Source organism: Eleftheria terrae, from assembly GCF_030419005.1.
In the GTDB taxonomy this organism is placed as follows: Bacteria; Pseudomonadota; Gammaproteobacteria; order Burkholderiales; family Burkholderiaceae_C; genus Caldimonas; species Caldimonas terrae.
On the sequence record NZ_CP106951.1, the window covers coordinates 1,774,002 to 1,799,243 of the forward strand.

24 protein-coding genes are annotated in these 25,242 nt (G+C 69.3%); 7 read left to right on the forward strand and 17 right to left on the reverse strand.

Annotation, left to right across the window (positions count from 1 at the left end; all coding sequences use genetic code 11):
• Positions 1-51: 51 nt before the first annotated feature.
• Complete coding sequence (locus N7L95_RS07835; RefSeq protein WP_301259263.1) at positions 52-1,119, reverse strand: UDP-glucuronic acid decarboxylase family protein; 1,068 nt, start codon at positions 1,117-1,119, stop codon at positions 52-54.
• A gap of 79 nt (positions 1,120-1,198) precedes the next feature.
• The gene (locus N7L95_RS07840) at positions 1,199-2,017 is read right to left on the reverse strand and encodes a mechanosensitive ion channel family protein (RefSeq protein ID WP_301259264.1); all 819 of its coding nucleotides are present in this window, start codon (positions 2,015-2,017) and stop codon (positions 1,199-1,201) included.
• A gap of 144 nt (positions 2,018-2,161) precedes the next feature.
• Between N7L95_RS07840 and N7L95_RS07845 the strand changes: the two genes are divergently transcribed.
• Complete coding sequence (locus N7L95_RS07845; protein ID WP_301259265.1) at positions 2,162-3,319, forward strand: glycosyltransferase family 4 protein; 1,158 nt, start codon at positions 2,162-2,164, stop codon at positions 3,317-3,319.
• Positions 3,294-3,854, forward strand: coding sequence for a phosphatase PAP2 family protein (locus N7L95_RS07850; RefSeq protein ID WP_301259266.1), 561 nt, complete (start codon positions 3,294-3,296; stop codon positions 3,852-3,854). The genes N7L95_RS07845 and N7L95_RS07850 overlap by 26 nt, the downstream gene beginning before the upstream one ends.
• Here the strand turns inward: N7L95_RS07850 and N7L95_RS07855 are convergent.
• The gene (locus N7L95_RS07855) at positions 3,782-4,675 is read right to left on the reverse strand and encodes a DUF2334 domain-containing protein (RefSeq protein ID WP_301259267.1); all 894 of its coding nucleotides are present in this window, start codon (positions 4,673-4,675) and stop codon (positions 3,782-3,784) included. The genes N7L95_RS07850 and N7L95_RS07855 overlap by 73 nt on opposite strands.
• A complete protein-coding gene (locus N7L95_RS07860) occupies positions 4,675-5,808 on the reverse strand; it encodes a glycosyltransferase (RefSeq protein ID WP_301259268.1) in 1,134 nt (377 codons plus the stop codon). The genes N7L95_RS07855 and N7L95_RS07860 overlap by 1 nt, the downstream gene beginning before the upstream one ends.
• Before the next feature lie 347 nt (positions 5,809-6,155).
• On the opposite strand from N7L95_RS07860, the gene N7L95_RS07865 reads away from it, so the two are divergent.
• The 4 genes from N7L95_RS07865 to N7L95_RS07880 all read left to right on the forward strand — a co-directional run bounded on the left by N7L95_RS07865 (position 6,156) and on the right by N7L95_RS07880 (position 10,014).
• Positions 6,156-6,404 carry a DUF378 domain-containing protein gene (locus tag N7L95_RS07865; RefSeq protein ID WP_301259269.1) on the forward strand — a complete coding sequence of 83 codons (249 nt, stop codon included), beginning with the start codon at positions 6,156-6,158 and terminating at the stop codon, positions 6,402-6,404.
• A gap of 131 nt (positions 6,405-6,535) precedes the next feature.
• Positions 6,536-7,468 (forward strand): DUF4142 domain-containing protein, encoded by a 933-nt coding sequence (locus N7L95_RS07870; RefSeq protein ID WP_301259270.1) that lies wholly within the window; start codon positions 6,536-6,538, stop codon positions 7,466-7,468.
• An 11-nt stretch (positions 7,469-7,479) separates the two neighbouring features.
• Positions 7,480-8,583, forward strand: a complete 1,104-nt coding sequence (locus N7L95_RS07875; protein ID WP_435870069.1) for a DNA topoisomerase IB — start codon at positions 7,480-7,482, stop codon at positions 8,581-8,583.
• A 159-nt stretch (positions 8,584-8,742) separates the two neighbouring features.
• Positions 8,743-10,014 (forward strand): Glu/Leu/Phe/Val family dehydrogenase, encoded by a 1,272-nt coding sequence (locus tag N7L95_RS07880; protein WP_301259271.1) that lies wholly within the window; start codon positions 8,743-8,745, stop codon positions 10,012-10,014.
• Positions 10,015-10,087: 73 nt separating this feature from the next.
• On the opposite strand, the gene N7L95_RS07885 is transcribed toward N7L95_RS07880, so the two are convergent.
• The 11 genes from N7L95_RS07885 to N7L95_RS07935 form a co-directional block, all read right to left on the reverse strand.
• Positions 10,088-11,050 carry a glycosyltransferase family 4 protein gene (locus N7L95_RS07885; RefSeq protein ID WP_301259272.1) on the reverse strand — a complete coding sequence of 321 codons (963 nt, stop codon included), beginning with the start codon at positions 11,048-11,050 and terminating at the stop codon, positions 10,088-10,090.
• Positions 11,037-12,155 carry a glycosyltransferase family 9 protein gene (locus tag N7L95_RS07890; RefSeq protein ID WP_301259273.1) on the reverse strand — a complete coding sequence of 373 codons (1,119 nt, stop codon included), beginning with the start codon at positions 12,153-12,155 and terminating at the stop codon, positions 11,037-11,039. The genes N7L95_RS07885 and N7L95_RS07890 overlap by 14 nt, the downstream gene beginning before the upstream one ends.
• Before the next feature lie 5 nt (positions 12,156-12,160).
• Positions 12,161-13,171, reverse strand: coding sequence for a radical SAM protein (locus N7L95_RS07895; protein WP_301259274.1), 1,011 nt, complete (start codon positions 13,169-13,171; stop codon positions 12,161-12,163).
• Between the two features lie 12 nt (positions 13,172-13,183).
• Complete coding sequence (locus N7L95_RS07900; protein ID WP_301259275.1) at positions 13,184-14,161, reverse strand: glycosyltransferase family 2 protein; 978 nt, start codon at positions 14,159-14,161, stop codon at positions 13,184-13,186.
• Positions 14,158-15,906 carry a carbamoyltransferase family protein gene (locus N7L95_RS07905; protein ID WP_301259276.1) on the reverse strand — a complete coding sequence of 583 codons (1,749 nt, stop codon included), beginning with the start codon at positions 15,904-15,906 and terminating at the stop codon, positions 14,158-14,160. The genes N7L95_RS07900 and N7L95_RS07905 overlap by 4 nt, the downstream gene beginning before the upstream one ends.
• Entirely contained in the window at positions 15,903-17,063 is a 1,161-nt protein-coding gene (gene waaF / locus N7L95_RS07910; RefSeq protein ID WP_301259277.1) for a lipopolysaccharide heptosyltransferase II, read from the reverse strand. Before waaF ends, N7L95_RS07905 begins: the two co-directional genes overlap by 4 nt.
• Entirely contained in the window at positions 17,041-17,691 is a 651-nt protein-coding gene (locus N7L95_RS07915; protein WP_301259278.1) for a D-glycero-alpha-D-manno-heptose-1,7-bisphosphate 7-phosphatase, read from the reverse strand. The genes waaF and N7L95_RS07915 overlap by 23 nt, the downstream gene beginning before the upstream one ends.
• Positions 17,682-18,440 carry an SDR family oxidoreductase gene (locus N7L95_RS07920; RefSeq protein ID WP_301259279.1) on the reverse strand — a complete coding sequence of 253 codons (759 nt, stop codon included), beginning with the start codon at positions 18,438-18,440 and terminating at the stop codon, positions 17,682-17,684. The genes N7L95_RS07915 and N7L95_RS07920 overlap by 10 nt, the downstream gene beginning before the upstream one ends.
• Before the next feature lie 34 nt (positions 18,441-18,474).
• Positions 18,475-19,797, reverse strand: a complete 1,323-nt coding sequence (locus N7L95_RS07925) for a glycosyltransferase family 4 protein (protein WP_435870070.1) — start codon at positions 19,795-19,797, stop codon at positions 18,475-18,477.
• A gap of 212 nt (positions 19,798-20,009) precedes the next feature.
• Positions 20,010-20,360, reverse strand: a complete 351-nt coding sequence (locus N7L95_RS07930) for a hypothetical protein (RefSeq protein WP_301259280.1) — start codon at positions 20,358-20,360, stop codon at positions 20,010-20,012.
• A gap of 3 nt (positions 20,361-20,363) precedes the next feature.
• Positions 20,364-20,768: a PRC-barrel domain-containing protein gene (locus N7L95_RS07935; protein ID WP_301259281.1), complete on the reverse strand. Its 405-nt coding sequence runs from the start codon at positions 20,766-20,768 to the stop codon at positions 20,364-20,366.
• Positions 20,769-21,051: 283 nt separating this feature from the next.
• On the opposite strand from N7L95_RS07935, the gene N7L95_RS07940 reads away from it, so the two are divergent.
• Positions 21,052-24,102, forward strand: a complete 3,051-nt coding sequence (locus N7L95_RS07940; RefSeq protein ID WP_301259282.1) for an ATP-binding protein — start codon at positions 21,052-21,054, stop codon at positions 24,100-24,102.
• A 21-nt stretch (positions 24,103-24,123) separates the two neighbouring features.
• Here the strand turns inward: N7L95_RS07940 and N7L95_RS07945 are convergent, their stop codons facing one another.
• Together N7L95_RS07945 and N7L95_RS07950 are read right to left on the reverse strand one after the other, a co-directional pair.
• A complete protein-coding gene (locus tag N7L95_RS07945) occupies positions 24,124-24,585 on the reverse strand; it encodes a hypothetical protein (RefSeq protein ID WP_301259283.1) in 462 nt (153 codons plus the stop codon).
• 147 nt (positions 24,586-24,732) lie between these two features.
• Positions 24,733-25,221, reverse strand: coding sequence for a DUF421 domain-containing protein (locus tag N7L95_RS07950; protein ID WP_301259284.1), 489 nt, complete (start codon positions 25,219-25,221; stop codon positions 24,733-24,735).
• Positions 25,222-25,242 lie beyond the last annotated feature (21 nt).

Sequence of the window (25,242 nt, forward strand, 5' to 3'; positions counted from 1 at the left end):
CCGGCTCGACAATCGTGCCAGGCGGGCGCCGGCCGCCGCCCGGCGCCGTCGTCAGTGGGCCGGCTGTTGCGCCTCCTGTGCAGCAGCGACGGCGGCCAGCTCGGGCACCCACTGCGGTGCGGCCGCCGGAGCCGTCTCGGCGGCAGTGACCGGCCGCCCAGGCATCGACAGCATCGGACGCCCCAAGCCCAGCACGCGGCGGAAGTACGCGATGGTCTCGCGCAGCCCGTCCTCCAGCGGCACGGCCGGCTGCCAGTCGAGCACACGGCGGGCGCGGCCGATGTCGGGGCAGCGCCGTCGCGGATCATCGGCCGGCAGCGGACGGTACACCAGGCGGGAGCGGCTACCGGTTTGCCGCAACACGAGCTCGGCGAGCTCCATCACCGTGCTTTCATGCGGGTTGCCGAGATTGAGCGGGCCTTCGGCGTCCGAATCCATCAGGCGCAGGATGCCCTCGATCAGGTCATCCACGTAGCAGAAGCTGCGGGTCTGCTCGCCGCGCCCGTAGATGGTGATGTCCTCGCCGCGCAAGGCCTGAACGATGAAGTTGCTGACCACCCGGCCGTCGCCGGGCTGCATCCGCGGGCCATAGGTGTTGAAGATACGGGCGATCCGCACCGGCACCCGGTATTGCCGATGGTAGGCAGAGCACAGCGTTTCCGCGCAGCGCTTGCCTTCGTCGTAGCAAGCGCGCGGACCGAGGATGTTGACGTGGCCGCGGTAGCTCTCGACCTGCGGGTGCACCTCGGGGTCGCCGTAGACCTCGCTGGTGGAGGACTGGAAGATCCGGGCGCCGCAGCGGCGCGCCTGCTCCAGCATGTTGCGCACCCCCATGACGCTGGACAGCGTGGTGTGCACCGGGTCGCGCTGGTAATGCTCCGGGCTCGCGGGACAGGCGAAGTTGAAGATGCCGTCGACATCCACGGCGACCGGGTCGATCACATCGTGCAAGCGCAGCCGGAACCGCGGATGCCGCGACAGATGCTCGACATTGCGTGGTGAGCCGGTACAGAAGTTGTCCAGCACCAGCACGTCGTGGCCGGCGGCGATCAGCCGGTCCACCAGGTGGCTGCCGAGGAAACCGGCGCCGCCGGCTACAAGGGTATGTCGTGGAGTCATCACAGCTCTTGCTTCAGTGGTGGCACCCTGAGCAGCAAGCGGTATGCCCTTCAATGCGTTTGAAGCCGCCCGCGAGCCGTCAGGCGTTCTGGATGCCATGCGCGCGCAGGCCTCGGCCGATGGCGAAATTCAACTCGCTGCTGAGCTGGTGGCGCGTTGCAGCGCCCGGCAGGTGCCACACGAGCAGCTCGAAGCTCATGGCTGCGCCGCCCAGCGACAGCAGGAACACCGAGGGCCCCGGCTCCTTCAGCACCAGGGGATGCTCCCGTGCCGCGTCGAGCAGTACGGCGCGGACCTGCTCGATATCGCTGCCACCCGCCACGCTCACCGGCAGCCTCAGCCGCACGGGCGCATTGAGGTACACCAGGTTCACCACGTTGTCGGTGATGAAGCGCTGGTTGGGGACGAGGATGGCAACGTTGTCGTTGGTGACGATGGTGGTACGACGCGCACCGATGTCGTGGACCACCCCCTCGATGTTGGCCAGCTCGATGCGGTCGCCCACCTTGATGGGGCGCTCGAACATGATGATCAGTCCACTGATGAAGTTGCTGAACACGTTCTGCAGGCCGAAGCCCACCCCCACGCCCAGTGCGCCGGCCACAACATTGAAGGCGGTCAGGTTGATGCCGGCGGTTTGCAGGATGACCACAAAGCCGACGATCAGCACCAGGTAGCGAACGATGGAGCCGATGGCCTGCCGGGTGCCCAGGTCCATCTGGAAGCGCACCAGCACCCGGACCACCATCCATCGCCTTAGCTGTGCCGCACCGGCGAACAGCAGCACCACCGCCAGCGCGAGCTTGAACAACGAGAAGACAGTGAAGGTCGTGCCACTGAAGGTGAAGAGCTTCACATCGAAAGCGCTCAGGCGCAGGAACCACGCGGCCCAGTCCATCCGGTCCTTTCATTCGAGGCGGTTGCGCGGCAACTCAGCAGGCGCCATGCCTCGAGGTGTCATGCCTCACTTACGCGCACGCCAAGATACAGGCTGGGCACAGCGCTTGCCGTTGAGGTCGGGCGTCTTTCCCAAGGGGCCATCGTGCGCATTGCCTACATCACGGAAACCTATCCGCCCGAGCTCAACGGCGTCGCGCTGACAGTACAGCGCACCGTTGACCACTTGCGTTCCGGCCCGCACGAAGTCGAGCTGGTGCGGCCCCGACAGCCGCACGAAGCTCCACGCTGCGACGCTGAGGAGTGGCGCACCGCCGGCCTTCCCATCCCGATGTACCGCGACCTCCGCTTCGGCCTCGCACTGGGCCGCACCTTGCGCCAGCGCTGGCAGCGCGCGCGGCCGCAGCTCGTGCATGTCGCGACGCCCGGTCCGCTGGGCTGGGCCGCGGTGCGCACGGCGAGCGCAATGGGGCTGGCCGTCACAAGCGATTTCCGCACGAATTTCCATCAGTACAGTCACTATTACGGGCTGGGCTGGTGCGAGCCCTTGGTACGCGGCTATCTGCGACGGCTGCACAACACCTCGCACCGCACCTTCGTGCCGACCTACTCGGTGCGCCGCGGGCTGAGCCACCAGGGCTTCGAGCGGCTGGCCGTCGTCGGCCGCGGCGTCGACACCGAGCGCTTTTCACCCGAGCACCGCAACCCGGCATTGCGCCGCGAATGGGGGGCGGGCCGCCACACGCCGGTGCTGCTCTATGTCGGTCGGCTGGCGGCGGAGAAGAACGTACCGCTGGCCTTGCAGGCCTTCGAGCACCTGCGCGCTCGGCTGCCGCAAGCACAGATGGTGGTGGTCGGCGACGGCCCGATGCGCAAGCGCTGGGAGCACGACTACCCGGCCGCCCGCTTCGTCGGTCCACTGCGGGGCGAGGCGCTGGCCCAGCACTACGCCTCGGCGGACGTCTTTCTTTTCCCCAGCCTCAGCGACACCTTCGGCAATGTGGTGCTGGAGGCGATGGCCTCCGGCCTGGCGGTGGTGTCCTACGACACCGGCGCCGCCGGCGAACACATCGAGGACGGCGAAAGCGGCCTGCTGGCCCGTCCTGGGGACGAAACCGGCTTCATTGCAGCGGCCTGCAGCCTGCTGCTGCAGCCTGGCGGCTTACGCGCCATGCGAGAGGCCGCGCGGCGCACCGCCCTGGAAGCCACCTGGCGCTCGGTGTTGACGCGCTTTGAAGCCCACCTGCTGGATGCCGCCCATGCAGTGGAAGCCACCCATGCCCGGACCGCTTGCCCGGCTTGAGATCAGCCTGCTGCGGCAGCGCTGCGCCGCCTGGGCCCAACACGACCTGCTATGGACCCGCCGCCTCCACCGTGCGGCCGACCACCGGGGGCTGGTGCTCCTGCTGGCCATCGTCAGCCGCCTCGGCAACGGCGCCCTGTGGTACGGCGGCATGGCTTTGCTGCCGCTGGTGGGCGGGCCGCAAGGCTGGGCCTGCAGCCTGCGCATGCTGGGACTCGGGGTGGCGAACCTCACGATCTACCTGCTGCTCAAGCGCTGGGCCGGCCGGCCCCGGCCCTACGTGGCCTGCACCGACATCCGCGCCTGCACCCGGGCGCTGGACCAGTTCAGCTTCCCGTCGGGCCACACGCTGCACGCGGTGGCCTTCTCGACCGTGCTGCTGCACTACTACCCGTCACTCGCCTTCGTGCTGGTGCCCTTCACCCTGCTGATCGCGCTGTCACGGGTGGTGCTGGGCCTGCACTATCCGAGCGATGTGCTGGCCGGCGCCGTCATCGGCGCCTTGATGGCGGCCGGCGTGCTGAGGTTGTTCTGAGCCGCCAGCGCGCTGGGCACCAGCGGCAGCGCCGCCGTTTCCTCGCCGGGATGCCAGTAGGTGGCGGGCAAGGTGTTGGCGCAAGCGCTTTCCTGCCACTGGCGGACGAACTCCGCCACCGTCATTGCGCGGCGATACTGCAGGTGCCACGACAGCAGGCGCTGCCAGGAGCGGCGCACCCAGAAGTGGTCGGCATCATGCGGATGCAGCTCGAAGCGCACCAGGAGCTGGGAGTCTTGCCCGGCCTGGTACAACGCGCTGTTCCAGCACACCGAGGCCAGGCGGCGCCAGCCGGCGCGGGTCGAGTACACCACGCTGGGGCTCGTGATGGACTGGCGCTGCGGCAGGGTGTAGATCTTGCGGAGCGTGCTGGTGTAGGTGAGCGGCATGACGGCCAGCGCCTCCCAGGTGCCCGGGCTGAGCAGCCAGGCCGGCGCGACGAAACCATAGAGTGGCCAGCGATTCGCCTGGAACCAGCGCAGACCGGCGACCAGCCGCTGCGTGGCCGCCTCGCGGCTCAGGTCAGCAAACTCGCCTTCGCCGGCGGTGTACCACTGTCGTCGCAAACGGTCGATCGGCCCGGCCGGCGTGCCGTCGTCCTGGTGCGTATAGCCGTGCAGCGCCAGCTCGTCGCCGCACTCATGGCGTTGGGTCAGGGTGGCCTCGAAGGCCGGGCTGCGGGCAGCGCCGTGGTAGCGCGGCACGGCCAGCAGGGTCAGGGGGACGGGCGCAACTTCGCCCACGGCGTCGATCACCCGCTGACAAGCGCCCCAGGTATCGGGCGCAACGTCATGCAGAACGACACAAAGACTCGGTTCCATCAAGCCTCCGTTTGGGATGAGAGCGACAAGCTGGGCGCCGCTGCTGCGCGCCGCGTGAGCAGGCGGTGGTAGCGGGCCATCAGAACAGGCATCACGCTGGACCAGTCGTATTGCTCGGCCCGGGCTCGTGCGGCCCGCGCCAGCGACTGCCGGTCGCGCGAGAAGCAGGCATCGATCGCCTGCGCGAAATCGTCCGGGTGGGCGCGGTCGACGCCAATGCCGACCGTGTCGTCCACCAGTTCGGCCAGGCCCTCGGCCCGACGCACCACCAGCGGCAGGCCGCAGGCCATGGCTTCCAGCGGTGCCAGCCCGAAGGTCTCCTGGTCGCCGGCATGCACAAAGGCGTCTGCGCTGGCCAGCACCCGGGCCAGCCGCAGGCTGTCGTGCTCGAAGCGCCGCACGATGACGCGCGGACCACTCGGCGGGGTCGGCCCGGCCCCCAGGGCGAGCAGCACGTAGCGCGGCCCCAGCCGAGCAACGGCACTGCACAGCAGGCCCAGGTGCTTCTCGGGCGCGAAGCGGCCGGTGTAGACCAGCAGTCGCGCATTGGGCGGCAGCCCGAGCGAGGCGCGCCACACCGCGTCGCTGCGCTTGGGGTGAAAGACCTGCGTATCCACGCCAAGCGCCTGGCGCTCCACATTGCCGAGGCCCATGCCGAGCAAGTGCGAACGCATCGCTTCGCTGGGCGCCAGCACCAGGTCGAACTGGCTGTAGAGCCGCTTCATGTAGGCCCGTGCCATGGCCGCCGCGGCACGGCCGGCCACCCGCTCAGCCATGGCCGCCAAGTTGGAATGGCAGAAGGCCACGCTCGGAATGCCGAGCTGACGACTTGCGTCGAGCACCGACCACGCCAGCCGGTAAGGATCGCCGGCCTCGATCAGGTCGGGTGCCAGCTGCACCAGCAGTTGCGCACAGGCGCCGCGTTGCCAGGGCATCCGATAGCCGCGCGAGAACGGCAAGGGAACGGCAGGCATGCGAACCATGCGTTCAGTGTCGACGACCGGAGCGGCAATCGTGTGACGCCAGTCAGCATGGCGCTGCAGCCAGGCCCGCTTGGCATGGAGATACCGCCGCACACCGCCACTGGCGGCACTCCAGAACATGGTGACGTCGGCGAGGTGAGTGCTTGCCATCTCAGCCCCTCCGCGGCATGTCGGGAACGCGAAGACCCTCGGTCATGACGCCTCCGGCTGCCGGCCGGCGGCCGTCGGAGTAGGCAACGAGATATGGCTGGACGTAACTGGGCGCTCACTACCCCTTGTCATTCTTTGCATGGGGCTCCCTCGCAGTGGATGGTCGCAATGGCGCGCCACAAGGCGCGAACCGTGTCCGGGCCGGGCGCAGCGTGCACCCTCGGCATCCCCGAACTCGAAAGGTCTTTGGCAATCCGCGTGCCCACTTCCGGCTGGCACGCCGCCTGCCAGACAGGCCATGACCCTGAATCGGGGTCTGCCTTTCATCCGTCACAAGGAGTCCGTCCATGACACCTCAGTCCTCCACCGACCGGGAAGTTTCCGGCGTCACGGGTTTTTCCGTACTTGCGACCATTGCGCTGGTGCTGTTGATCGTCGGAGGCTTGAACTGGGCGCTGGTTGGCCTGCTCAACTTCGACCTCGTGGCCGCCCTGTTCGGCCCCATGTCGGCGCTGTCCCGCGTCGTTTACGTCCTGGTCGGGGTGGCCGCCCTGTTTGGTCTGGTGATGTTGCCCAAGCTGTTGCGGCGCCCCTGACGCGAGTGGCGTGCCTGCGTCGGCCGCCCTACCGGCCGGCCCTGGCCAGCAGACACTTACAGACTGCGGCCAGGGGCATGCCCATCGCTCACCCAAAACTGCCGCACGCTGTAGTTTTTTCAGGAGAACCGATGCGATCGATGTCCACCGCCTTATTTGCGGCGCTCGCCGCGTCCGCCCTGCTCGCCGCCGGTTGCAAGGAGGCGCCGCCTTCCAGCACGACCGAGGGCCCCGCGAACAGCGCGCCTTCTCCCGTCGGCACGCCGACGGGAGGCACCTCGACCGGCGCCGCCGGCAGCCCGTCTGACACCGCCACGGCAGGAGCCACCGGCACCGGGCCCACCGGCGGCTCGGCCGACGCCACCAGCGGCATCGGTAACGAGCGCGCGGCCGAGGGCACGCCGTCGGCAGATGCCAGCACCGGCGCCCGCGGCAACGCCGCCGGCCCGGCCGCTTCGGCCGGCACCACGATGGACAACAGCACTGCAGCGCCGCCCGCCCCCGGCGCCGGCAGCGACGCCCAGTCGCCGCGCGCCACGCCCAGCGGCAACAACATCACGGCAGGCGGGGTCACCCCCTCGGTCCAGCCGGCGCCAGCCGCCAGCCAGGTGGACCCCAGCGCGCTGGCGCTGGCCGACCAGAATTTCCTGACCACGGCCGCCACCTCGGCCCTGTTCGAGCTGGATGCCGCTCGCAGCGTCGCGGAGCACGGTGCACGGGCCGACGTGAAAAACTATGCGGCAATGCTCGTCAAGGAGCACACCGCGGCACTGGACGAACTGCGGACCCTGGCCGCCAAGAAGAAGGTGAGCGTGGCGAGTGAGGTGGCGCCGGAGCGCAAGCCGGACCTGCAGCAGTTGCTGGCACTGCGTGGGGCCGACTTCGACCGCCGCTTTCTGCAAAGCGCCATCGACGGACACAAGATCGACATCGACCTCTACGAGAAGACCGCCGGCAGCGCGCAGGACGCGGACGTGAAGGCCTATGCCAAGCGCCTGCTGCCGAAGCTGCGGCAACATCTGGCGGCCGCCCAGAAACTGGCCGGCGGCACGAGCGCCAAGTAGCGGAGCTGCCCATGCGAGCCGACGCCGGTCCTGACGCCCTGCCTGCCGCCACCGCCCGGCCGGTCGAGGCCATCGGCGCCGCCCTGGCGCGCGCGCTGGACAGCGGGACGGTCCGCCTGCGCTATGTGAGCGACAGCATGCCGGGCCTGAAGCGAGTGCGCCGCGGGCAGGGCTTCGCCTATCTGGACAGCCAGGGCCGGGCGGTGAGCGACCCTGAAGTGCTGGCCCGCATCCGCCAGCTGGCGATCCCGCCGGCCTACACCGACGTGTGGATCTGCCCGCTGCCGGATGGCCACCTGCAAGCCACCGGGCGGGACGCGCGCGGCCGCAAACAGTACCGCTACCACCCGGATTGGCACGCCCAGCGCGATGCCAACAAGTTCGACCGCATGATCGCCTTCGGCGCGGCGCTGCCCCGCATCCGCGCCCGTGTGGAGCGCGACCTGCGCCGCAGGGGGCTGCCCCGCGAGAAGGTGCTGGCCGCCATCGTGCACCTGATGGACACCACCTATTTGCGGGTCGGCAATGACGAATACGCGCGCACCAACGGCTCCTACGGACTGACCACCCTGCGCGACGGGCATGCAGAAGTGCGCGGGGACACGCTGAAGCTGCGTTTCAAGGGCAAGAGTGGCGTGCTGCATCAGGTGAGCGTGACCGACCGCCGCATCGCCCGGCTGGTGCGCAGCTGCCAGGACCTGCCAGGCCAGGAGCTGTTCCAGTATGTGGACGATGCCGGAGAGGTGCGCGACGTCGGCTCCAGCGACGTCAACGACTACCTCCGGGAAACCACCGGGGCTGAGTTCACCGCCAAGGACTTCCGCACCTGGCATGCGTCGACACAGGCGCTGGAGTGGCTGGCGCCGCTGAGCGCCGGCAGCAAGGGCGAGGCGCGGCGGCTGATCAAGGAAGCGCTGACCCAGGTCTCGTCCCGCCTTGGCAACACGGTGGCGGTGTGCCGCAAGTCATATGTCCATCCAGGCGTGCTGGAGTGCTTCGTAGCCGGCACGCTGGCGGCCTCCTGCCAGCCCTGCCGGCGCCGGCGGGTGCCGAGCCGCCTGCCGGCCGCCGAACGACGACTGATGCTGTTCCTGCACGCCGCAGCGGCGGGTTGACGCCGCCAACGCGGCCTGAGGGTATGCCGCAGGGTCATGCATAACTTGCATGACTCGGCCGACTTTAATGGGTCGGGCGACTCTACAGTTCCGGGTGCGCGCACGGCCTACCGGCCGAGCCAACCGAACGAACGAAGCTTTTGATCGAAAGGAACAGGCGTGAGTTCTTTGTCTTACGTGACTCCGTCCACAGACAGCCCGTGGGAGACCTACCTCTCCCAGGTGGACCGTGTGGTCCCCTACCTTGGTTCCCTGGCCCGCTGGGCCGAAACCCTGAAGCGCCCAAAGCGCGCGCTGATCGTCGACATCCCGATCGAGATGGATGATGGCACGGTGCGCCACTTCGAGGGCTTCCGTGTGCAGCACAACCTCTCGCGCGGCCCGGGCAAGGGCGGCGTGCGCTACCACCCGGACGTCACGCTGGAAGAAGTGATGGCGCTGTCGGCCTGGATGACGGTCAAGACCGCCGCGGTGAACCTGCCCTATGGCGGTGCCAAGGGCGGCATCCGTGTCGATCCGAAGCACCTGTCGCTGAAGGAGCTGGAGAAGCTGACCCGCCGCTACACCAGCGAGATCGGCCTCATCATCGGGCCGCAGCAGGACATCCCCGCACCGGACGTCAACACCAACGCCCAGATCATGGCGTGGATGATGGACACCTACTCGATGAACGTGGGGGCCACCGCCACCGGCGTCGTCACCGGCAAGCCGATCCACCTGGGCGGCTCGCTGGGCCGGGTCAAGGCGACCGGCCGGGGCGTGTTCGTGACCGGCCGCGAGGCGGCCCGCCGCATCGGCCTCAACCTGGACGGCGCTCGCGTGGCGGTACAGGGATTCGGCAACGTCGGCAGCGCTGCAGCCGAGCTGTTCGTGCAGGCCGGCGCCAAGCTGGTGGCAGTGCAGGACCACACCGGCACCATCGTCAATCGCAATGGCATGGACATGGCCAGCCTGATGCAGACCCTGCACGACCGGGGCGGCGTCGGCGACTACGGTCAGGCGGAGCGCATCGACAACGAGTCGTTCTGGGACGTCGACTGCGACATCCTCATCCCGGCCGCCCTGGAAGGCCAGCTCACCTCCGACCGTGCCAACCGCATCAAGGCCAAGCTGGTGCTCGAAGGTGCCAACGGCCCGACGTTGCCGCATGCCGACGAGGTGCTGCGCGACCGTGGCGTGCTGGTGGTGCCGGACGTGATCTGCAACGCCGGCGGCGTGACGGTCAGCTACTTCGAGTGGGTGCAGGATTTCTCCAGCTTCTTCTGGAGCGAGGACGAGATCAACGTGCGCCTCGACAAGATCATGGTCGACGCACTGAAGAAGATCTGGGACACCGCCGAGCGCCACAACATCTCGCTGCGCACCGCCACGTTCGCCGTGGCCTGCGAGCGCATCCTGATGGCGCGCCAGGAACGCGGCCTCTACCCCTGAGGCCCCGGCAGGGGGCTCCACGCGCCCCCTTCTGGCCGCCGGACGCGCCACGCGGCCGGCGGCAGGTGGCGGCTCAGCCCGCCACGGTTTCGAACACGTCGAGCCAGTCGTCCACGAAGCGCTCGATGCCAAAGCGCTGCAGCGCCGTCTTGCGGGCCGCAGCGCCCCACTCCTGCGCTTCCTTCGGATCGGCCAGCAGGCGCTGCATGGCCTCGATGAGGCGCTCGGGCCGCGTGTCGAGATAGCCGTTCTCGCCGTTGCAGATCACCGTCACCAGCTCCGTGGTGGCCAGGCCCACGATCGGCAGCCCGACCATCATTGCCTCGATGATCGAGAGCCCGAGGCTGGTGTAGCGGATCGGGTTGAAGAAGAACCGGTACTGCGACATCACCTCCGCCAGGCGGTGGTTCTCCACCTCGCCCAGGCCGCCGATGTCCTGCAACTCCAGCGCCCCCATGCCGACCAGGCTCAACGGCACCGCCTGCCGCACCTGGCGGTAAACGTCCAGCCCGAGCCGGCGGCCGCGTCGCTGCAGGTTGTTGACGACCACGATGCCCTCGGCCTTCTCGCCGCTGTAGCTGGCCGGGCTCATCAGCTTGACGCCATGCTCCACCACCCGGGTGGGCGTGTCGCCGCTGTCCCACATCAGCGCATTGAAGGGGGTGCAGTGCACCAGCATCACCTCCCGGTCCTGCACCCAATGGCGGGTGTTGGTGGGATGCTCCTGCGGCGGGTCGTGCTCCAGGTAGACGCGCGGCAGGCGCTGCTGGGCCGGGCTCAGCAGCCGGTACTGCTCCTCGGTCCAGGCATCGCGCGACTGGAACAGGATGACGTCGAACGCCATCTCGCGAATCTGCTCCACCCGGGCCTCGAACACGTTATCGCCCCACGGCAGCGTGCCGCTGCGGCCACTGTGATGGGTCGAGCGCTCGGCATCGGTGACCAGGTAGAAGTCATGCGGCACCTGGGTCAGGTACCAGAGGTAGTTGCCATGGACATGCCAGGTGAGGATCTTCAACCGCTTACTGCGGGACATGGACGCTAGCTCCTGCAAGGGACAACCGGGCCGCGGCGATCACCGCCTCGGGCCCGACGGCAAGCGCGCATTCGTGCGCGCCCGGACAAACTTCGTGGGCACAGGGCCGGCAGGCAACATCACCCCACAGCACCTGGTGCAAGTCATGGTCGAGCGGCTGCCAGCGCTGCACGTCGCCACCGGAGCTGACGATGACACTGGGCGTGTGCAGCGCGGCGGCGATGTGCGAGATGCCGGTGTCATTGCTCACCACCAGCCGGGCACCTTCCACCAGCGCGCCCAGCTCCCACAGCGAGGTGCGGCCCGCCAGGTTCACGGCCGGCGCCCGCATGGCGGACTGCAGCTCGGCGGCCAGCGGCGCTTCGGCCGCCGTGCCGGTGATGACAACGCGCCAGCCTTCGCTGGCCAGTGCATCGGCGACCGCCGCGAACCGGGCCACCGGCCAGCGGCGTGAACGCAGCTGGGCTCCCGGGTGCACGCAGACATGAGCACCCTGCCCGGCTTCGGGCCACAGCGCCAGCACGCTGCGGCGATCGGCATCGCGCACGGGAAACTCGAGCTGCTGCCCCTGGCGCGGCAGACCGAGCCGGTCGGTGAGCGACAGCAGGCGCTCGATCTCGTGGCCGCCGTCGGGCCAGGGCAGGAACAGCTCCGGGTCGGGACACCAGGCGCCGGGCAGCCAGAAGCCGGCCATGCGGGTCGCCCCGAAGCAGGCCACCAGCGGATTGGCGATGCCGCCGCTGCCATGCATCTGCACGGCCAGATCCGCCTGCCTCGCCTGCACTTCGGCGAGAAAGGCCGGCCAGGCCGACAGCTCCAGCCGACCTTCCGGCAGAGCGGGATGCCCCGGGAAGGCGATGAAATCGTCCACCTGGGGCAGGCGTTCGGCCAGCTGCTGCGCCCACGGCAGGCCGACCAGCGTCAGTGCGGCCTGCGGGTAGGCCGCCTTCAAGGCCCTCAAGGCCGGCACCGCGCAGAGCAGGTCGCCGAGCACCAGGGCACGGAACACCAGGATGCGACGGACCCGGGCCGGGTCGAGCACCGGCTGCGCGGGGGTGCTGGCCTGGGGCGCTGACAGCAGGAAGGAGCGGGCGCGGTCCATCATGCCGGCTAGAAGGCGCCGTGGTACAGCGCGCAATGGCGGCAGACCGACGGTGGCTCGGCGCTGTTGAGCTGCGCGCGGAACCGCTGGGCCGCCTCGCCTTGCCAGCGCGCTGCCACACCGGTGTCGAGCACATTGCCGAAGTTCGCCCGGTCGGGCGTTGCCACCATGCAGCAGGGCAGCATGTCGCCGCCCGCGGTCAGGTAGAGCTGGTCCCAAGGCCAGCGGCAGCCGGCCGCCCCCGGTCGCGGCGACAGGCGCGGCAGATGGAGGGTGACGCCCAAGGCGGCGGCCAGCCGCGACGCATGCGCGAAGACCTGCATGGCATGCGGCAGGTCGTGCTCGGTCAGCTCGGCCTGGTGCACATAGTCGCGGATCGGGATGTAGCGGCGCGGCAAGGTCGCCTGCTCGAGGTCGCTGGACAGGCGTTGCACCAGCACGTCGTGCACGCCCACCCGCTGCGCCAGCCGCAGCACGTCCGCCAGTTCGTCCAGGTTCTGGCGCATCAGCACCATCACCAGCCGCACCTGCAGCACCGAGCCGGCCGCAGCCCGGCGCGCCGCCGACAAACGCTCCAGGTTGCGCACCACCTTTGCGAAGGAGGCCTTCACCCGGATCGATTCATAGAGCTCCCGGTGCGCCGCGTCGATCGAGACCGACAGGGTGTGCAGGCCGCTGGACACGCAGCGTGCTGCCCGCTCAGGCGTGAGCAGTGTCAGATTGGTGTTGGCGGTGACGCGCAGCCCACGCGCCACGGCGAGCTCCACCATCTCGAAGAACTGCGGGTTCAGCATCGGCTCGCCGAGGCCTTGCAGGTGCACTTCTTCCAGCTGCGGCAGTTCGTCGAGCAAGCGCTCGAACTGGGCCAGCGTCAGCATGCCGTCGCCATCGGGCCGCTGCGTCACGGTGCACATGCGGCAAGCCAGGTTGCAACTGCCGGTCGGCTCGATCTGCGCAAAGCGCGGCAAGGGCGGCAGCGCTTCGGAGCCACGAGGCGGTACGGCAGCGGCAAGGTGCATGGGCGCCCTCTCTCAGATGAACGGAACGCGAAAGCGCAAGGCCCCAGCCAGGCGCCAGAACACGGACAGGAAGGGAATGGCCACCGAGGTGAGCACCATCTCGGCCACATGCCGCGGCCGGTGCGAGGTGTCGCGCAGCCGCTGCCAGGCGAAGGCACCGATGAAGCCACAGGCCACCATGCCCAGCAGCAGCGCGAGCACCGGCGAGCCGCCGAGCGCGCACACCAGCGCGCCGATCGCGCAGGTGACGATCAGGTAGTAGCGCCACGGCGGCATGCGGCGGATCAGCTCGCGGTAATGGCGCGGGTGCTTTTTATAGAGCAGCGCATCGAAGAACATGTTGGCCTGCTGCATGACGCTCACCCCCCAGGGCGCCGGCCGCACCGGGTGGATGACGAGCGCCGCCGGCACCGGATCCACGGTGCCGAAGCGCTGCAGCAGCGAGAAATAGAGGTCGGCGTCCTCGCGCCAGGCGCGCTTGAAGCGCTCGTCGAAGCCGCCCACCGCCTCCAGCGCGTCGCGCCGGACAAAGGCGTTGGCGGTGACGAATTCGGCGTTTTCGAGCCCGCGGGTGTTCTTTTCGTGGTCGGTGGGCGGGTCGTCGGCGGTCGGCACCACCACCCGGCCCCAGGCGGCGGCGCGGTCCATGGTCATCGCCAGCATGCCGTAGCGCAGCCAGTCGCGGTCGGGGATCGTGTCGTCGTCGGTGAAGGCGATGACGGCCGATTCGGCCGCCCGCCAGCCGCGGTTGCGGGCGGCCGCCGGCCCGCGCGTGCCCTCCGGGCGCAGGTAGCGGATCTCGGGCGAACCGCGGGTCAGCTCGGCGAGCTGGGCCACGGCGGCTTCGGTGTCGTCGGTCTGGCCGTCGTCGACGACGATGATCTCGTAGGCGGACGGCTCGAAGCTCTGGTCCACCAGCGCCTCCAGGCAGCGCATCAGGAGTTGCGGTCGTTTGTAGGTGGGGATGACCACCGACACACGAAGCGTCATGCGTTTTTCTCCAGCAGGAAGGATCCGATCACCAAGGCGTCCAGCGGGGTGCTGAAGAACGCATTGATGGCATCGCGCGGAGTGCACACGACCGGTTCACCCCGCACATTGAACGAAGTGTTGACGAGCACGGGCACACCGGTCAATGCTCCAAATGCTTTCAACAAGTCGTAGTACGGGGGGTTGGTGTCGCGGCGCACCGTCTGCACGCGGGCCGTGTGGTCGGCATGGCAGACCGCCGGGATGCGGGCCGCCTGCTGGGGCAGCACGTCGTAGATGAACAGCATGAAGGGCGCCGAGCCGCCATTGGCCTCTGCCGGCGTGAACCAGGCCGGCAGGTCATCCTCCGGCACCACCGGCGCCACCGGCCGGAAATCCTCGCGGTCCTTCAACTCATTCAGGCGCGACTGCATCGCCGGATCGATCGGCGAGGCCAGGATGGAGCGTGCGCCGAGCGCCCGCGGGCCGAACTCCATGCGGCCCTGGAACCAGCCGATGATGCGGTTGTCCTGCAGCAGCCGGGCGGTCTCGCCGGGCACATCCTGCAGCCGGCGGTAGGGCAGCTTGGCCCACTGCAGCAGCTGCTCGATGGCTGCGTCGTCGTAGTCGGGGCCCCAATAGGCATGCTCCATGGTCCAGCGCCGGGGTGCTGCGCCGCCGCCGGCACGGCTGCGCTCCTGGGCGTCGATCCACAGCGCCGCGCCGAGCGCCGTGCCGGCGTCGCCGGCCGCCGGCTGCACCCACACCTCGTCGAAGATGCCGGCGTCGCGCAGCCGGGCGTTCATCACGCAGTTGAGGGCCACCCCGCCGGCCATCGCCAGCCGGGTTTCGCCGGTGGTCTCGCGCAGCCAGCGCGCCAGCTGCAGCACGGTTTCTTCCAGCACCGCCTGCAAGGACGCCGTGACGTCGAAATGACGCTGCTCCATCGGCCCGCCGCGCTGACGAGCCGGGCCGAACAGGGCCACCGGGTCGAAGCGGGCGATCTCGTAGCGTCCGTTCTCGCGCACCCGCACCAGGTCGCGGAACGTGTCGAGGAAACGCGGCTGGCCGAGCGCGGCCAGCGCCATCACCTTGTACTCGTCGCTCGAATGCAGGAAACCGAGATAGCTGGTGATGCGCTCGTACAGCATGCCCAGCGAATGCGGCATCGTCACTTCGCCCAGTGGCTCGTAGCGGCCGTCGGCATAGCGGCCGTAGGTGGTGGTGGCCTCCTCGCCGCGGCCGTCCAATGTCATCACCGCGCAGCGCTCGAAGGGCGCGGCCAGGTAGGCGCTGGCCTGGTGCGACAGGTGGTGGTCGACGAAGTGCCAGCGGAACGGGCCGTCGTGCCGCACGCCGGCGAAGCGCGCCTTCAGGTGGTGCGGCGCGCCGTCGGCCAGCTGGCGCGGTGCGTTGACGATGTAGCTGGCGAACAGCGGGTCCCACACGCTCTCCCACTCCCCGGCCGCGCCGGCCGACGGCTGCATCGGCAGGGTCACCGTGTCGCCCTGCACGCGGTCGCGGATGAAGCGTTGCGGGTCGTAGCTGTAGGCCACATGGTCCACCTGGCTCAACGTCAGGCCGGCCTTGGCCAGGCAAAAGTCGATCGCATGGTAGGGCAGTTCCCAGGCCGAGAACGGCACCGGCCGCTTGCCGTGCTTGATGCGAGTGAAGCGTTCTTCCTCCGCCGCGGCGATCAGGACGCCATCGGCGACCAGGGCGGCGGAGCTGTCGTGGAAGGCTGCGTTGATGCCGAGTGTGATCATGCGTAGGCGATGGGTGGTGTGACGATGGGATGCGAGGTCGCCGCTTCGGCCACTCCAGCCGGGCCAAGCAGTTCCAGGGCGGCCTGGGCCACCCGCTGTGGCTCGACCTTGCGCAGGCAGTCGTGATGGCCCTGCGGGCAGACGCTCTTCAGGCAGTTGCGGCAGGGCACGTCATGGTTGAGCACCCGCGCCGGCGTGCGCCAGGGCGTGTGCTGAGGGTTGGTGAGGGCGTAGAGGTCGACCACCGGCGTGCCGAGCGCTGCCGCGATGTGCACCGGGCCGCTGTTGTTCGACACCAGCAGCCGTGCCCGCTGCAGCAATGCAGCCAGCTCGCCCAGGGTGAGCCGGCCGGCCAGCGATATCGATGGCTGCCGCATCGCGGCCTGGGCGGCCTCGATCAGGGCCGCCTCGTCGGGCCCGCCCGTGTACAGCACGCGGCAGCCGCTGTGCTGAGCCACACTGTCGGCGGCCAGGCCGAAGCGGTCGGCCGGGTAACGACGTGAAGCCGCCGTGGCGCCGGGGTGCACGACCAGCACCGGCTCCTCAGGGGACACGCCGGCTGCCGCCAGCTTGGCCTGCAGGCTGGCCCGGTCCTCCGCGCGGCAGGCGAAGCGCAGGCGGTCATCACTGGTCCGCAGGCCGACCGAGGCGACCAATGCCAGCTGCCGCTCCACTTCGTGGCGAATGCCCTGGGCCGGCTCCGGGTCGGGCAGCCAGTCGCTCAGCAGGTCGTACGGGTTCTCGCGGCTGTGCGCCAGACGCAGTGGAATGCCGGCCAGGCGGCACATCAGCGCCGCAGGCAGGGCGCTTTGCGTGTAGACGGTGAAGATCACCGCCGCGTCGAAGCGCCCCGCCTCCAGCCGCTGCAGCAGTGCCCGGTCGGCGGCAGGTTCGCGCGGCGCGCTGCCCTTGGACCAGGGCGCGTCGTAGACGATGGCCTCGTCCACCTCGGGCAGGTGCGGCAACGCGGCGGCGCCCGAGCGGGAGCAGAGCAGGCCGAGGTGGACGCCACGCAGGCTTTCCCGGATGGCGGCCAGCGCCGGACTGGTCATCACCACGTCGCCGAGGTTGTCCAGCCGCACCGCCAGCACCCGCCGCACGCCACGCCAGCGTTCCGGCGCCGACACCATCGGTTCAGACACGAGGCTGGTTGCCATGCAGTCCGTCGGTATTGAGGGCGGCGGCAGTGTCCCAGGGCAGCGGCGACGCCTGCACGATCCAGCGCGCCGCCTCCCGCAAGTCGGCCGCCCGGTGATGCGGCACGCGCAGCTCCGAGGTGCGCCACACCGTCTCGTTGCCGACGTCAAGCATCACGGTGCGGCAACCGGCGCGCCGGCCAGCCTCGATGTCGTCGAGGATGTCGCCGATCATCCAGGAGCGCTCCAGGTCCAGCCCGCGCTCCTCGGCCGCCTGCAGCAGCAGCCCCGGCGAGGGCTTGCGGCAGCTGCAGGGCGCCCGCGATGGATCGAGCCCCGGCGCATGGGTGCAAGCGTAGAACCCGTCCAGCACCAGGCCGTGCTGCGCCAGGCGCTCGGTGAGCGCCTCCTGCAGCCGCGTCAGTGCCGCCAGATCGAACAGCCCGAGGCCCACGCCTGGCTGGTTGGTGATCATGATCAGGCGGAACCCGTCGTCGGCCAGCATCTGCAGCCCTTCGATCGCATGCGGCGTGAAGCGCAGCAGCGAGGGGTCGACGTTGTAGGGCACGTTCTCAACGACGGTGCCGTCCTTGTCGAGGAACACCGCTTTCGAGAGGCCGCCGGCGGCCGGCGCTTGCATCATGGCCATGAGGTCTCCATCAGGGGCAGCACCATCAACTCGGGAATCACCGACTCCCGCGGCATCTGCAGCAACATGCGCACCGCCACGGCCACGTTGGCCGGGTCCTGCAGCTTGCTCTGGTCGATGCCTTCAAAGCGGTCCAGCAGGAAGGGCGTGCGCATGCCCCCCGCCACCAAGGTCGACACCCTCACGCCCTGCGGCCGCAGCTCCGCGTGCAGCGCGTGCGACAGGCCCACCAGGCCCCACTTGCTGGCGTGGTAGGCACTTGCATTCGGCCAGGCCCGCTTGGCGGCGGTGGAGGCGACGTTGACGATCTGCCCGCCCCGGCCGCCGTCGCCCTGCCGCAGCGCATCCACTGCGGCCTTGCTCATCACGAAGGGGCCGCGCAGGTTGGTGGCAATCACCCGGTCCCACTCGTCGTAGCTCAGCTCGTCGATGGACTTGGTGACGTCGGTGCCGGCGTTGTTGATGAGGATGTCGAGCGAGCCGAAATGCCCGACCGTGCGCACCACCGCCTCGCCGGCCGCCTTGGCATCCGCCACGTCGAGCGCGAGCGGCAGCGCATGCTGGCCGCTCGCGTCGATCTCGCCGGCGATCCGGTCGGCCTTGGCGCGATCCAGGTCGGCCACCACCACCCGCGCGCCGGCGGCCGCCAGCGCACGCGCGATCTCGGCACCCAGGCCACTGCCGGCTCCGGTGACGAGGGCGGTCTGGTTCTCCAGCGAGGTCATCTGGGGAGCTGAAGCGGAAGTCATCTGAGGCAATCTCCTGCAGCGTTGAAAAGAAATCTCAGGTTGCGGCGGTCTGCACCGCCGTCAGCCGCGCGGCGCCGCGCCGCATCGGCACCACCACCGAACGCCGGGCCGCACTGCGGTGCAGCGTGCTGAAGGTGGCGGCCAACTGGGCGGCCACGCGGTCCCAGGTGAACATGGCCCGTGCGCGGCGGATGCCGGCGCGTCCCAGGGCCCGGGCCAGCGCAGGGTTGGCCTGCAGGTGGGCCAGCCGCTCGGCCAGGGCCGTCGGGTCGTGGGGCGGCACCAGGTAGCCCGTCACGCCGTCCATCACGGTGTACTGGATGCCACCGACCGCGCTGCCCACCACGGGTGTGCCGCAGGCCATTGCCTCCAGCGGTGTGATGCCGAAGGGCTCGTACCAGGGCGTGGTGACAAAGACGTCCGCCGCGCAGTAGTAGCTGCGCAGATCCTGGCGCTGGCGCCGGCCGGTGAACGTGACCCGGTCCTGCACGCCCAGCTCCTCGGCAATGCGCCGCAGGCGGCCGATTTCGGGCGTGACGGCCTCGTCCGGCCGGTCTGATTCGCCACCCACCACCAGCAGGCGCACCGGCAGGTCGGCATCCAGGTGGGCCAGCGACCGAACCACGTTGTCCACGCCCTTGCGCGGCACCATGCGGCCGAGCTGAAGCACCACGAATTCCTGCTCATCCAGCCCCAGCTGGCGACGCGCCGCGCTGCGATCCATCGGCGCGAACTCCGCAGCATCGAAGCCGCAGGGCACCATCACCATCTTCTGCTCGTCCGCCCCGTACAGCCGCACCAGGTCGTCCTGGTCCTGCGGGCATTCGGCGATGATGCAGTCGGCTTCCTCGACCAGCGTCTTCTCGATCTCGATGCGCTCTTCCGGGAAGGCGTCGGCGCCCCCCTGGTGTTCGCGCCGCACCAGGCCAAGGGCATGGAAGGTGATGGCGAAAGGCAGGCCGAGCGCCTGCTTCAGCTGCAACGCCACCCAGCCGGACATGAAGAAGTTGGCATGCACCACGTCGTAGCCACCCGCATTGCGGCAGAGCACCTCGCAGGCACGTGCGAACTCCGGCATGTGCTGCAGCAGTTGCTCCTTGGGGACGAAGCGGGCCGGCCCGGCATCGATGTGAATCACGCGCAGGCCGGGGCGCAGGTGCACCACCGTCGGCAACGCAGGATCGTCACGACGTGTGAACACATCCACTTGATGGCCGGCTCGCGCCAGGCACTGCGCCACGTGCATCACATAGATGTTCTGGCCGCCGGCATCGATACCACCAAGGGTCGCCAGAGGAGAAGCGTGCTCGCTGATGAGGGCGATCTTCAGCGCGGATCTTTTGGAGGGTGATCTCATGGTGATCCATCGGTGAGAAGTGATTCACCCCTATGGCAATCGGCGTGCCACGGGGTCCGAAGTCACGGCAAGCGGCGGCCACCGGCGCCTCATGTACAGGCAGCGGGCCGGCCGGTAAATCTTCCCGAGAAACAAAAGCGCCCCCGAAGGGGCGCAGGCGGCGACCGAGGAAGGCCCGGATCATGGGAGTCGCCGCGGCAAGAGGCTGCCCGCTACTGACGCGTGCTGGTGCCGGGTGCCGACTTCAACGCATCGGCACTGCGGCTGGCCGGATAGGGGTCGATGTTGCGGCTCAGGCTGGTGCTGTCATCCGCCCCCAGTCCCCGGCTGGACGCTTCCTGCGACTGGCCGCGCTGCAGGTAGTCTGGCTCGGCGGCGGCCGCCTGGCGGCGTTTCTCGCGCACACGCCAGGCAGCAACGCTGGCACCGGCGATCAGCCCGAGCGCCAGCGCGATCCAGATGCCCCGGCTGGGGCTCATCGACTCGGTGCGACTGACCAGCGAGTCACGGGCGCGCTCGATGAAGCGCTTGCCGGTCTCGAGGTTGAATGCGGCGCTATCCATGGTTTACTCCCAGAACGGGCGGGACTTGTAGAGGGTGTGCAGGTTCTGGTGCCAGTCCAGGTTGGGACTTTCTGGCCAATGGTCCTTGTCGAAGCCCTCGGCGTTGGCAAACAGGCTCTTGTCGGCATCCAGCACGAAGCACTTGCGGTCCGTGTCGAGCGTCAGGGCGCTCCACGGAATGGCGAACAACTTGTCGCCCAACCCGAGGAAGCCACCGGACGACATCACGGCATAGGCAATGCGGCCGCGCGGCACGTCCAGCATGATTTCGCTGATCGTCCCCAGGGTCTCGTCCTGCCGGTTGACCACCTTGTCGCCGGTCAAGGTGTCGGCGGTCATCAGGCGCGGTCCGGGGCCGCTCTCGTTGATGTCGATGCGGGCGCCCTGGCCCGTGATATTGCTTTCCATCGATCGCTCCTTTCACTTGGTTTCAGTGGAGGAGAACTCGCGGATTCCTGCGCGCTCCGGCGAGGCCGGTGCGCGCAACGTGGCACGAAGCTCTCTGTGCTGACACGGCAAGCCCTATGCCCGTCGAGCAGCGCTCCCCAGCGCTGCAGGACCAGCCGGAGGGGCGACGCTGGTTACATTCGGTTCGGTGCGCGAGACCCGAAGGTGCGCACCATCTCGCTTTGGCGCCCGCGGGCGCAGCGACCTCCCTCGACCCTTGCGACTCGACCTCTCCTCCCCCCCCATGTCCCAAGCCCAGCCGTCGCGCCGTGGACTGCCGTCGCCCGGCACCGGCCGCTGGCGCCGGCTGTTCAAGTGGCCTGCCTCGTCGCTGCGGGTGTATTTCGTGATGGTGATCCTGGTCGCCACCGTGCCGCTGGCGGTCTTTGTCTCATATCTGATCTACCAGGAGACGCTGGCCGGTCGCACCCAGCTTGAAGAAGGCCTGAAACGCACTGCGGACACGTTCGCCTTGGCTGTCGAGCGCGAAATCGTCTCGTCAGTGGACGCTTTGTCGATACTGGCTTATTCAGAGTCACTGCAACGCAACGACGTGGCCCGGTTCTACCGGACGCTGACGCAGCAACCGACGCTGCGTGCCACCTGGAGCAACGCCTACCTGGTGGCCCCCAACGGGGACCTGTTGTTCTCCACCGACCGGCCCCTCGGGCCGGTGCTGGCCAACATTGAAGGCACGCCCGAGTTCGAACGCCTGAAGCGCACCCGCCAGCCGGTGGTGACCGACTTGATGCTCGAGCAGGACGGCCGGCAACTGGTGACCGCGGTGCAGGTGCCCGTCATCATCGACGGCAGCCTGCGCTATGTGCTCGGTGCCCGCATCCCCGCCTCGAACTGGCAGGCGCTGATGCACAACGCCAGCGTGCCGAAGGGCGGCTTTCTGTCCCTCTTCGATGCCAACTCCCGCATCATTGCCCACAGCCTGCACCCCGACCAGTGGGTGGGCGCCGACCTCAACGAGGACAACCCGCCCATCACGGGCGATCCGGGCGGCCTGCAGAAGTCGCCCTTCATCGGGGTCAGCACCACTTACTCAGCCTGGCAGCGAGTGGCGATCGCCGGCTGGGGCGTGGGAGTGGGCATCGCAGCGGCACCGCTGAACCGGGCGCACCTCTCGGCGGTCGCGTCTGCGGTCGGCGCAGGCGCCCTGTCGCTGTCGCTCGGGCTGATCCTGGCGCTCATCGTCGCGCGCCAGGTGACCGACCCGCTGCTGCAACTCGCCAACGAGGGGCCCGCCTCGGCGCCGGGCAAGATCGTGGTCCGCGAGATCGAAGTGCTGCGCGACGCCCTGGTCCAGGCGGCCGAGCAACGCGAGGTGGCACGCCAGCGCCTGCAGGCCAAGGCCGACGAGTTCGAAGCCCTGTTCAACAGCAGCCCCATTGGTTTGGCCATCACCCAGGAAGCTGGCTGCCGCGGCGTGCTGATGAATCCGGCGCTGGCCACGATGTTCAACACGGTGCCGGGCCGCAGCGAATTGCCCGGGCCCGGCGAGCCGCTGCCGGTCGGCGCCGCCCGGGTGTTCCGCCACGACCGGGAGTTGCCGTCCGACGAGTTGCCGATCCAGCGCGCCTGCACGCTGGGCGTGGAGCTGAGCGATGTGGAACTCGACGTGGTGCACCCTGATGGCCGCGTCGTCAACGTGCTGGCCTATGCGGTGCCGCTGCTCGGTCCCGAGGGGCAATCACGCGGCGCCATCGGCGCCTTCGTCGACATCACCGAGCGCAAGCACGCCGAAGAACGGCTCATCAGCGCCGAGCGCCGCCTGCGCGAGAGCCAGAACCTGGTGGACCTGGCGCAGGAAGCCGGCCACGTCGGCTTCTTCGACTACCACTTCGCCGAAGACGTGGTGATCTGGACCTCCGGCCTCGCCAAGCTGTTCGGCCTGCCCTCACACCATCCGGGCGGCGGCTGGAAAGGCTGGACCGCCCACCTGCTGCCGGAGGACGTGCCGGCGGTGCGCCGTGCGGTGGATGAAGCGGTGGCGCGCCGCGACGAGCAGACCACCTTCGAGTTCCGGGTGCTGCGGCCGGACGGCTCGCTGCGCTGGCTGGCCAGCCGGGTCCTGCTCTCGTATGACGGGCAGGACCATGCCGACCGCATGATCGGCGTCAGCGTGGACGTCACCGACGAAAAGACGGTGGAACAGGAGCGGGCCGCTTTTGTCGCCCGCGAACAGGCGGCGCGTCGTGATGCCGAGAACGCGAATCGCGCCAAGGACGAGTTCCTTGCCATGCTGGGCCATGAGCTGCGCAACCCGCTGGGCGCGATCGCCGCGGCGGTGGAGGTGCTCAATCGGGTCGGCGCCCAGAATGACACCGCGCAGAGCGCCCGGCGCATCATCGGCCGCCAGACTCGTCACCTCGCCGGGCTGATGAACGACTTGCTGGACATGGCGCGCGCAACCGCCGGCAAGATCACGCTGGCCCGCCAGTGCCTCAACTTCGCGCAGCTGGTGCAGCGCCCGCTCGGCGCCCTGGAGGTCTCGGGCACCTTCGGCCAACACAGATTGACGGTGGACCTGCAGGACGTCTGGATCGAAGCGGACGCCATGCGCATCGAGCAGGTGGTGACGAACCTGCTGACCAATGCCGCCAAGTACACGCCGGCGGAAGGCCACATCGAGGTGCGTGTTTTCCCGGAGGGCGACCAGGCCGTGCTGCAGATCAGCGACAGCGGCATTGGCATCCCCGACGCCCTGCTGCCCCGGGTGTTCGACCTGTTCGTGCAGGGCGAGCGTTCGCTCGACCGCCGACAGGGCGGCCTCGGCATCGGGCTGACGCTGGTGCGACGCATCGTGGAGCTGCACGGTGGCAGCGTCACGGCCGACAGCGCCGGCCCTAACCTGGGTAGCCGCTTCACCGTCCGCTTGCAGCGCGCCATTGCGCCGCCCGCGGTGGCGGCCCTGTCGGCAGAGACCACCGCCGGCGCGCGGCAAGTGGTGGTGGTGGAGGACAACGAGGACGCCCGCAATGCCATCGAGAACCTGCTCACCCTGGCCGGCCACCGCGTCACGGTGGCGCAGGACGGGCTGAGCGGCCTGCAGACGGTGATGGACTGCGAGCCTGACCTGGCGCTGGTCGACATCGGCCTGCCCGGTCTGAACGGCTACGAGGTCGCTCAGCGACTGCGCGCCGCCGGCCGCAGCACGCGGCTGGTGGCGCTGTCGGGCTACGGCCAGCCGCAGGACATCGAGCGTGCACTGGCGGCCGGCTTCGACGCGCACCTCGTCAAGCCGATCGACCTGCGCGAGCTGCAGCGCTTCCTGGCCGCCAGCTGAGCCGCGCGACCGCGCCCCATCTCAGTGGGCGTCGCGCCGGGCGGCGCGGGTGGCGGCGTCGATGTCGGCATCAACGCTGTCCTCATCGTCCTCGATGGCGAAGTCATCCTCGTCGATGCCGGCCAGATCGGCTTCGGCCGTCATGCCCAGCGCATCTTCGTCATCCTCGATGCGGTCCGGTGCGATGTCCGCGCCCTCGCGCCAGCCGGCGTCGCGATCGGCGAGCGCCCGCTCGCCGCTGCCGGTGGAATCGCTGTCGGCATCCAGCTCGGCGTCGCCCAGGTCCGCGCCGGCGCCGCCGCGGCGGTCGAGGTCCGAGGTGGGTCCGGCATCCAGGCCCAGGGCCTGGGTGTCGACCAGGCCGGGGCCGCCCTGGATGTCGCTGCCAGTGTCCGACGTGTCGCTCGGGCCGAGCATGCCGGTGCGACTGCCTTCATTGCGCTGCGGGGCGCGTTGCCCGCCGAGCAGGCTGCTTTGTGCCATGGTGTGCTCCTGAAGTGGATGATCTTGATCAGCAAGCCCGGTGCCGCTGCGTTCCGCAGGGCGACGAACATCGCTTGCAACCCCCCTCCGGGTGGCGCCACCCCGCGCCGGCCCTGGCCGCCGGACAGGGCGTCTCGCCCCAGCCGTTCAGGCGCGCCGTTGATCCTTGACCAGGATGACGCTGACGGCGCCGTCGGGCTCCATGTAGGCGGCTTTCACTTCCGACAGTTCCTCCACCCCGTGCTCGCGCAGCTTGCTCTGCAGCTCCTGCATCGACAGGTACTCGCGGCGCAGGTTGCGGTGCAGCACCCGACCGCGCCAGACCAGCGGCAGCGGCGGCGGCTCGGCGAAGCGCCGCACCAGCGTGAAGCGGTAGCTCGCCCAGTCCAGCAGGTAGTTCCAGCCGACGATCGTGGCGACCAGCAGCGCGCCTTCGCTGACGGTGTCGTAGCCGCCGGCCATCGCGTTCTGCGCGGCGTCGGCAATGACGACCAGCAACAGCACGTCGGCAATGGCGACCGAGCCGACATCGCGCCGGACCACGAAGCGGAAGATGAGAAACAGGAACCAGTACATCAGCGTGCCGCGGAGGATCAGCTCCCCGATCGGCACGTGGACCTCGAACAAGTGGGGCATCGGCAAAAATGGCGCGGCCCG